This window comes from Streptomyces sp. SID5785 (assembly GCF_009870065.1).
Lineage (GTDB): Bacteria > Actinomycetota > Actinomycetes > Streptomycetales > Streptomycetaceae > Streptomyces.
Map to the genome: position 1 here is coordinate 1 of NZ_WWIA01000110.1, position 8,807 is coordinate 8,807.

Annotated in this window: 8 protein-coding genes and 1 pseudogene; 6 read left to right on the forward strand and 3 right to left on the reverse strand. The window is 67.8% G+C overall.

Going from position 1 to position 8,807, the window contains the following annotated elements; translation table 11 throughout:
- Window positions 1-16 precede the first annotated feature (16 nt).
- Both GTW43_RS03515 and GTW43_RS37830 read left to right on the forward strand, forming a co-directional pair.
- Window positions 17-403, forward strand: coding sequence for a DUF4440 domain-containing protein (locus GTW43_RS03515; protein WP_161300139.1), 387 nt, complete (start codon window positions 17-19; stop codon window positions 401-403).
- A complete protein-coding gene (locus GTW43_RS37830) occupies window positions 400-600 on the forward strand; it encodes a hypothetical protein (RefSeq protein ID WP_237536380.1) in 201 nt (66 codons plus the stop codon). The genes GTW43_RS03515 and GTW43_RS37830 overlap by 4 nt, the downstream gene beginning before the upstream one ends.
- Window positions 601-605: 5 nt before the next feature.
- Here GTW43_RS37830 and GTW43_RS03525 read toward each other — a convergent pair whose 3' ends face one another.
- Window positions 606-1,073 (reverse strand): SUKH-3 domain-containing protein, encoded by a 468-nt coding sequence (locus tag GTW43_RS03525; RefSeq protein ID WP_161300140.1) that lies wholly within the window; start codon window positions 1,071-1,073, stop codon window positions 606-608.
- 248 nt (window positions 1,074-1,321) lie between these two features.
- Here GTW43_RS03525 and GTW43_RS03530 point away from each other — a divergent pair.
- A pseudogene (locus GTW43_RS03530) lies at window positions 1,322-1,893 on the forward strand (transcriptional regulator).
- A gap of 30 nt (window positions 1,894-1,923) precedes the next feature.
- Here the strand turns inward: GTW43_RS03530 and GTW43_RS03535 are convergent.
- Together GTW43_RS03535 and GTW43_RS03540 are read right to left on the reverse strand one after the other, a co-directional pair.
- Window positions 1,924-3,450: a hypothetical protein gene (locus GTW43_RS03535; protein ID WP_161300141.1), complete on the reverse strand. Its 1,527-nt coding sequence runs from the start codon at window positions 3,448-3,450 to the stop codon at window positions 1,924-1,926.
- A gap of 103 nt (window positions 3,451-3,553) precedes the next feature.
- On the reverse strand, window positions 3,554-4,234 hold the full coding sequence (locus GTW43_RS03540) for a DUF6000 family protein (RefSeq protein WP_237536376.1): 681 nt from the start codon (window positions 4,232-4,234) through the stop codon (window positions 3,554-3,556).
- Window positions 4,235-4,360: 126 nt separating this feature from the next.
- Between GTW43_RS03540 and GTW43_RS03545 the strand changes: the two genes are divergently transcribed.
- From GTW43_RS03545 to GTW43_RS37835, 3 genes are all read left to right on the forward strand, one after another.
- A complete protein-coding gene (locus tag GTW43_RS03545) occupies window positions 4,361-5,470 on the forward strand; it encodes a hypothetical protein (RefSeq protein WP_161300142.1) in 1,110 nt (369 codons plus the stop codon).
- A gap of 695 nt (window positions 5,471-6,165) precedes the next feature.
- Window positions 6,166-8,232: a Helicase associated domain protein gene (locus GTW43_RS03550; protein WP_343245885.1), complete on the forward strand. Its 2,067-nt coding sequence runs from the start codon at window positions 6,166-6,168 to the stop codon at window positions 8,230-8,232.
- Window positions 8,233-8,400: 168 nt separating this feature from the next.
- The gene (locus GTW43_RS37835; protein WP_237536378.1) at window positions 8,401-8,586 is read left to right on the forward strand and encodes a hypothetical protein; all 186 of its coding nucleotides are present in this window, start codon (window positions 8,401-8,403) and stop codon (window positions 8,584-8,586) included.
- The last annotated feature ends 221 nt before the right edge of the window (window positions 8,587-8,807 follow it).

Sequence of the window (8,807 nt, forward strand, 5' to 3'; positions counted from 1 at the left end):
GGGCGAGGATGCCTGGATGAGTCATGAGACCGACGAGGTACGCGAAGCGATCGCAGGCGAGCTGCGCCTCATGGACCCCCGCGTGCGGGCATCACGCTCACGTGCCCGGGAGCTCCTGGATCCGGAGTTTGTCGAGGTCGGCGCTTCAGGGCGACGGTGGACGTACGACGAGATGGTCGCCGTACTGCCCGACCTGGACGGCGCGACGGGCGACGGTCCGCGCTATGGGGCCTCAGGGTTCACCGGCGTCGTCCTGGCACCCGGGCTGGTGCATCTCACCTTCGAGACCACGATGGGTGGGAACAGAGCGCGACGCAGTTCGCTCTGGCGCAGGCACAGTACAGACGCAACCTGGCGGATGTACTACCACCAGGCCACACCCGTCCCGCCCGACACCATGTGACCGCGGCTGAAGCCGTCTGCTGCCGGTTCGCTCACCACCTCGAACGCGACCTTGACGCCGTCGTCGCCGGACTCTCCCAGCCGTGGAAGTCCGGTGTCGTCGAGGGCCATGTCAACCGGATCAAGATGCTCAAGCGCCAGATGTTCGGTCGCGCAGGATTCGAGCTCCTCCGCAAGCGCGTCCTGCTCGCCCAATGACCATGTCAGCGGGCCTGATCCGACTGCCGGTGATCGTCATCGATCCTGCGGGGCATCACGCCGAGGATCAGATTTTCGAGGGCGTGCGGCATTGGCCCGAAGCTGGCGACCCAGGTTTCGACAAGGTAGATCTCACTGTCCTCATCGATACCGAGAAAGAATCGGCCGTGATCGAGCTCGCCGAGCGGGAAGAGACGTCTCCCCAAGGAATCGCTCCACTCGGAGAACCGGTCATCCTCTCCCCATGCCAGCTCCGGGTCCAGCTCGAATGGTTCCCGGGCAACGGTGACTCCCGGGCCGCCGATGCTCACGGTCAGCCCTCCGAACTCCTGGAGAAACCTCTCCGCAGCGTCGTGCATGACGATGCCGACCGCTTCGAACCTGGACCGCCAGCCGCTCGTGTCGACCCGCCTGCCTGCCGTCCATCCTGAAGCCTCCAGAACCTCAAGCACCTCCGGCGACCACTCGCTCATGACAGGCCCAGCCCCCAGCTTGAAACATGAGGCGATCATCCCAGCAGACGACGCGAGAGAGAACAGCCTGTTACCGCACCACAAGAAGTGGACCAGAGCCCCTGGAGAGTGACACAGCCAGTTACCAGAAGTGGCTGCGCTCAGCCGGATGACGACCGCTTTCCTGTCCACCAGTGTCCAGGCGAGGACCGTACGCTGGCCCAAGCCACCGTCACCGTCACCGTCACCGGCAGGGGCAGGAGGGGCGAGTGCCCGAGAAGAACCTCGAGTCCGGCAAGTACGCTGCCCGCGAGGCCAGAGGTAGCGAGGTGGTCGCCCGCCGCCTGGACGGCCTCGTCGACTTCATCACGACTCCCGTCACTGCCCCGCGCGGCCTGCTCGCCAGCCTCCACTACCTCACCAAGACGCCGCGGATGCTCCAGTCCGCGCGTGAACAAGGACTGACGGTCACGGACCGGACCCTGAAGGCGTGGCTGGACGGCAAACGCCGCCCGTCGAAGGCCAACCCGGAACGCATCGACGCCGTCTGCCGCACGGTGCGCCGCCACAACGTCGCCCGCCACCTCCTGCGGCGTCTCAACTCCGGAGGCGGCACGAGGGCGGAGACCCACCCCTTCAACCAGTCGCAGGTCGCAGGCCGCACCAGCGCGTCGTGGAGTGGCGGAAGCTGAACGTGCGGCGCTGGGACCGCATCGTGACCACCTGGGCCAACAGAGACCAGCAAGCCCTCGACGACGTATGGACCACCGACGTCCTACCCGACCTCGACAGCCAGTGGGGCCAGTACGAATACGTCTCCAACATCGGCTTCGCCGCCTGAAAGACAACGGGGCGGCGTGCTGCGCCGGACTCACACCCCGTTGAGCTCAGGCACCAACTCCACCATGACGGCCGACGGTAGGGACGGGTTGGCGGCCGCGGCTTCCACCACGTGCCAGTCGTGGTCGGCGAGCAATTCGACGATGGTCTCCGGTGGCAGGGCCGGGTGCCCGGCAGCGACCCGCCGCGCGTCCTGGTCCGTCAGACAGACCAGAAGCGCCGGACCGGTCGCATTGGGGTGCCGGGCGACCTCACGCAGTGCTTTCCGGACCGGAGTCATGCGCCCAGTCAGGTATTCCAGCAGGGCGGACGGCGTCTGCGGGTTGGCCGCCACCTTGGCGATGACCCGCGATCCGTGACGCTCGACCATGGAGCGGAGCTGAGCTTCCGAAAGGCCCGGGTGTCCGGCGATGGACTTGACCACCTTCGCGTCCGGGTCGTCGGCCAGCCTGTCGCGGATCTCCGCCGGCAGATCACGCCGTTCGGCCAGGAGCATCCGCACCACCGGATTCGGCGACGTGGACAACTCCTCGACCTCGGAGAGGGAAGCGGAGGCGATCCGCGGCAGCAGGGTCGGACCGATCTTGGTGGCGGCAGCGAGGCCGGAAAGTACGTCGAGCGGTACGCGGGGATGGTGCGCCAGCCTGCGCTGCACGTCGTGACCGCCATCGGCAGCCAGCACACGCAGCACAGATTCGCCGATCGCGGGATTCTCCGCGAGGTCGGCTCGCACGCCGGGAACAGGATCACTGGCGAGTCGCGCCGCTGTCTGTGGCGGCAGGTCGGGGCGGGCAGCGAGCCGGCAGCGCAACACCATCGAAGGATGGTCGGCGAAGCGCAGGAGAGCCTCGATTGGCGTGGCGGGGTTCCACAGGGCCTGCTCCGCCAGCTCGTGGAGGGTGGACTCGTGCGAGCCGGTGCACGAGGCGCCGGAGGGCAGGTCGCAGTCGGGCCGCGGGCAGTGCGGATCGTGTACGTAGGGCGACTCCTCGCTGTCGCAGACCAGGCACCGCTCTGCCGGCGGCAGCCCCTCGCCGGTGAGCAATATGGCCAGGACCTGCGGTGGTGTCGCCTCGTTGGCCGCCACCGCGCGGCGGACCTCGGCATGCGGGTGGCGCGCGAGACGGGCTGCCATATCCGCTGTGGTCCACAACGCGACCTCCGCAACGACCCGGACGTCCCGGTCGGCGGCGAGCATCTCCCGCACATCCGCCGGAAGACCGGGACAGGCGGCCAGCTTCACCCGACGCTCGACGTCGGGATCCACCGCGAACAGCCGCGTCCACTCCAGGTCACCGAAACCCTCCTCGAGCAGGGCGAGCGCGGCCTGCGGCTGCGTACGGGGATTGACATCCGCAGCTGCCAGCCGACCCTCGTACGCGAGTCGCACGGCGCTCTCCTCGACCCGCACGGCCAAGGCGACCGCCTGCTCGCGGCTGAGGTCCGCGCGGCTGGCGAGGCCGTCAGCGATGTCCGCGTCCGCGACCGCGACCAGACGGTCGACCAGCTCGACGGGCAGCGCCCCGTTGGCGGCGAGGCCGCACAGCACATGGTTCACGGAAGGCATCCTGCCCGGATCCCAGTCGAACAGCCGCTGGATTTCGACGCCCCCGCGCCTCCGCACCGGTGCTCATCCCCGGAGACGTAGTTCGGCGCACTCCTCAACAAAAGCGCAGAGCCGGCGGATCAGACTCACACAGGCGGCGGGGCCCTCCGTGCCCTGCTGTGCCCTGCATGCGGGATGCGTCATGAAGCCACTGATGCCACAGACCGCCTGGGCCCAGAAAGCGCGAGGCTTGGTCGCCCCCGAGATTCAAGTCGATGAACACAAGGGTGCCCATGACCACGACCTGGTCGTACGCGAGGCCGGGCCGACGAAGACAGCGATCAAGATAAGCGGCCAGCAGAGCAGCGTCGGCCGGAGTACCGAACGTGGCAAGAGCCACGCAATACGCCACACCTGCACAGCACACCTCACTGGCCAGCAGCAGCTCCCCGAGGCGCTCGCGGAACTCCGTCCGATTGGAAACGGCGATGAGCCAGGCAGCAGTTCTCCGCTCACGCCACCCGCCCTCAAGAAGAACGCTGAGCTCGTGCGAGGTGATGAGTTCGGCATCCTCGGCAAAGCCTCGAGCGAGCCGGTCGTACGCACCGCCCTCCAGACGCAGCAAGCTCCCGCCGAGTTTCAGGTAGCGGCGGTCGGGCGTGACGTAGCGGCGGATCAAGTCCAGCAGCTCGGCATCCTCACAAGCACGGCGCACCCCAGGCCCCTGACTCACTGAGCGCGACTGGACCAGCCCCTTCCCGACGCCCCGCAGCTCACCGGACGCGCGATCAGCCATCGGCCGATCCGCGCTGGAACTGCTCTTCCACCCGTGGAACTCCGACTCCGGGACGCCCGAGAAGAATTGCGTTGGCTGGCCGCTGCCAGACTGAAACGATGCTCATGCCTCACCGACGGAGGACAGTTGTTCGTTTTCGTGTGCGCGGGATGCGGCGCCGAGCTGACCGCCCCACTGTCCCAGGCTGCCCTGCCGGTCCACGCCCGCCAGAAGTACGGGAATGCCGTTCAGCTCCCGGCCCTGATGAAGCCGGGCACGTTCGCCGTGGACCCGGAGCCTTCGGGACCACCATGGCGGCGATGGGAGGAGATCACCCCCGACGAAGCAGCCGCCCGCGGCATCTACGCACCGGTCCATGCCCTCTCCGACGGCGCGCCGGGCGCGATCGTCATCGCTCCCGGAGATACCCGCAACACAGCGCTGCTCCCAAAGAAGCGAGGTGGTGCCTGCTGCGGCATCGACGGGGCCGACGGCCCCAACATGGCCTGCATGTCATGCGGCCTGCCCGCAGCAAGCCGCATCGACGACTGCTCACTCTGGCAGGCCGTGTGGCTCGCCCCCGACGCCGTACGCCGCCTCCCCGCCGAGGGCACCGAGGACACGCCGCTTTCCTGGGCGGAGCTGGTGGACAACGAAAAGGGCACACCCCCCTTCGAGCCGATGACCATGGTGTGGGGATCACGACTGGGCCTGAACAGCTTCTGGTCCTGGAGCCCACAGTGGGAGGCAGCAGCCGGCCAAGCACTCGCCCACCTGCTGGCAGCCTCACAAGGCCAGCCAGTGACCGTCCCCAACGGCCTGACCTCCCAGATGTTTCAACGCGCCCTCGACGCCCTGCTGCCCGCAGGAGGGACGAAGCGTCCGGCGGTCCTGGCCGGACCAGATCTTCCCGTACCCGACAAGGACGCCGACATCCTTCTCGTGCCGGTCCATCCGCAGACCGGGCAGACCTGGAACCCGCCAGACTCGGCTACCTCGGCATACCGGATACCACTGCCGTTCGAGGTGTGGCAGTGGATGATCCACCCCGAGCCGCATCTGCCCACCCTCGCGTCGGGCGTGATGCCTGACGGCGTGTTCCGCGACGACCCACCGGCGCCACCACCTCATCAACTGTTCCGGACTGACCGAGGAGCGTTCCAGCACACCCTGGTCCGGCTGCCAGCCGCCCGCGCTCCCTGGCTGCGCCAAATCCTCGAGAACCTCACGCAGCACATACAGACCGGCATCTTCTAATGCTGCGGACCGGGCAGGGCCGCCTGGCCGAGTACGCTCAGCCAGGCGGCACCGGACGAGAAGGGCACGCACTGACGCGAAGACCGCCGATGGACGAGGCCGCCGAACTCCTCGAGGGCAAACTGAGGGCTGGACAGCAGGCGCTCGCTGACCTGGACACGGAAGAAGTCTGACTCGCCTCCCTACACCTTGGCCGACGGCTCTTCGACGTCTCGGACACCCCCGATGCGGATGGCCTTCTGTCCAGTACGGGACCTACTCGTTCGACGGTCCTGCAACGTTCACATGGGACCCTGTCCGGCACTTCGAAATCGCCGACAGCGACGACAACCACGACCACCATGTACAGGTCCACTGCGAGCTCCGCTACGGACCCGCTCCCGCCCTGGAGACTCTCGGCAGCCTCCACCCGTGGTTCTTCCATGGCGCCGGAGACGATCTCGACGAGTGGGCCGAAGAACCGAGCGTGCGAGCAGCCTGGACAACGATCCGCACACTCAAGCCCGCCGACATCAAGGTGTACCAAGAACAGGTGCAGCCGGTCAGGCAGGTTCGCCAGGCGTCCATACGCGCCACCGCGAGTACGGGAGGATAGACGGCGACCATTCCGCCGCGAGTTGAGGCCGCACCCGATGTCTTCCAACCTCAAGCCAGCAACTGCGGGGACACCCTCGGCTGCTCCCGCCGATCGTCGTGTGCCGCGTCCGGATCAGAACGCGGCCATCGAAGCCGCGGTCCGGCACCTGAAGCACCCCGGCTCGCGTGGGCACATCGTGTCCGCGTGCGGAACGGGCAAGACGCTGATCGCGCTCAGAAGCGCCGAGGCGCTGGACACCCACCACCTGCTGATTGCGGTGCCGAGCTGGAACCTGATCGCCCAGTGGGCCCAGGCCGCCCGCGCTGACGGGCGCCGCGAGCCGCTGATGGCCGTCTCCTCCCTCGACGCCGGCAAGCATCCGCTGCTCGCCGACGCAGGCGCGATGAGTACGGGTTCGGGGGAGTACCTGGCGTACTGGCTGGCGCAGTGCAGGAAACGGCGTGAGAGGGCGACCGTGTTCGTCACCCTCGACTCCCTTGCCCGGATCGAGGAGACCCAGCACACCATCTTCCCTGTCCCCGTCTTCGACCTCCTGGTCGTGGACGAAGCGCACCGCACCGCCGGATCCTGGGACAAGCAGTGGACGATGATCCACGACAACACCCAGATCCCGGCCGACCGCCGCCTCTACCTGACCGCGACCCCGTACGAATGGGAAGCCCCGCGCCTGACCGAAGTCCCGGACGCACGCCCGCAGCCCAAGCGCACCGCAGCCACCACCCCCGCCTGGAAAGCCCCGTCCCTGATCGCCTCGATGGACGACCCCAAGGTGTTCGGCCCCCGCCTGCACACCTACTCCCACGCGGACGCGATCGACGACGGCGTCCTCGCCGACTACCAACTCCTCATCCCCACGATCACCAACACCGACCTGCGCACCGCCCTGACCGACACCAACCTCCAGACCGGCTTCGGCCCGACCGCCCGCCGTACGAGCGCGCTGCACCTGGCCGTCCTCAAGGCCATGCGCGAGCACGACCTCCACCATGTGATCGTCTACTTCCAGCAGATCGCCGACGCCGCCGACTTCGCCCGCCAGTTCCCCCACACCCTGCGCACCCTGCCCGAAACCCAACGTCCCTCCTGGGCAGCGAACTTGAGTGTGCAGTCGATCAACGGCACACATCCTCCCGAGACGCGCCACACCATCCTCGACCGCTTCGAAAAGGCCACCCGCGGCATCCTGACCAATGCTCAAGTCCTCGGCGAGGGCGTCGACCTGCCGGCGGTGGACGCGGTCGTGTTCGCGGACCGCACCGCGAGCGTGCGCCGCATCGTCCAAGCCCTGGGCCGCGCCCTGCGCAAGCCCCCCACCCTCGACCACAAGATGGCGAGCCTGGTCATCCCCGCCTACACCCCACCCGACGCCGACCCCAGCGACCTCCTCGGCACCCCCTACCAGGCCCTCTGGCTCATCACCGCAGCGCTGCGCCACCACGACCAGTCCATCGCCGCCAGAGCCCCGCGCAAGAACACCAAGCGTCGCCTGGAAACCGACACCCACCAGCTCATCGCGCGCCGCTACCGCTTCGACTTCACCCTGGATGCCGACCACATCGCCCAAGCGATGGACCTGATCGCCTGGCCCTCCGACGCCGCGACCCTGTCCGCGCCCCGCCGCGCCGGCCTCGCTGCCGCGCTCCGCTACCACGCCGAACACGGACACCTGCGCGTGCCGACCGACTACGAGGACGCCTACGGCTACCGCCTCGGCTCCTTCATCGACGGACAGCGCACCGCCTACCACCAAAGCACCCTCACGACTGAATGGATCACCGAACTCGACAACCTCGACATGGTCTGGGACGCCCACGAAGCCGCCCGGGCCGGCCACCTGACCACCGTCGAGACCTACCACACCGAGCACGGCCACCTCGCCATCCCCGCAACCGAACCCGGCGGCCAATTCCTCGCCGACCAACGCTCCTTGGCCCGCAAAGGCCAACTCGACCCCACCCGCCACGCACAGCTCACCGCCCTCGACCCCCACTGGACACTCCCTCACGGACCCGACTGGCACCGCAAATACCACCTGCTGCGCCGCCACATCGAAGCCGGCCACGACCCCGCCACCTGGCATCGGGACCTGACGATCGACGGCGTGAAAGCCGGCGGCTGGCTCCACCGCCAACTCACCGCCTGGACCCGACTCGACGAGGGATAACGCACCCTCCTCACTCACCTCGGCCTGACCCCCGATCAAGTCCCGCTTCCCGCACAGAAACCGGGCGCCGCGCCCGGTACCGGGACCCGCCGCTCCTTCCGCCAGACGGCCGAGCTCCTGCGCTTGTTCGTACAGCGCTGGGGCCGCCCGCCCAGCGCCCGGGAGTGGATGGAGGTCGACGGCGCACGCATCCTGATCGGCCCGTGGCTCTGCAAGGTGCGCACCAAGCAGAATCTGCATCAACTCACCGAAGAACAAAGCCAGTTGATGAGGGAGATTCTCAAGGACGAGTGGGGCACAGCCGACCGTAAACCCTCCGAAGAGGAGCCCGGCCAACTCTCGGAGATCCCATAGTTTTTTGCTTCCGTAAGGAACACACCCACAATCCGGAGTCAGTAGAGTAGAAGCATCAGGCTTTCCTTTGACCTGCAGTCCGGGGGACAGCGACCACCCAGGCCGCACCACGTGAGCACTCAGAGAACAGAACCCGGCGGGTAGCCGCTGACCGCCCCAACTCCTTCTAGCAGCTGCGTAGTTGAGGAAGCCGCGGAGCGGATTCCGGCAGGCCGGATCGC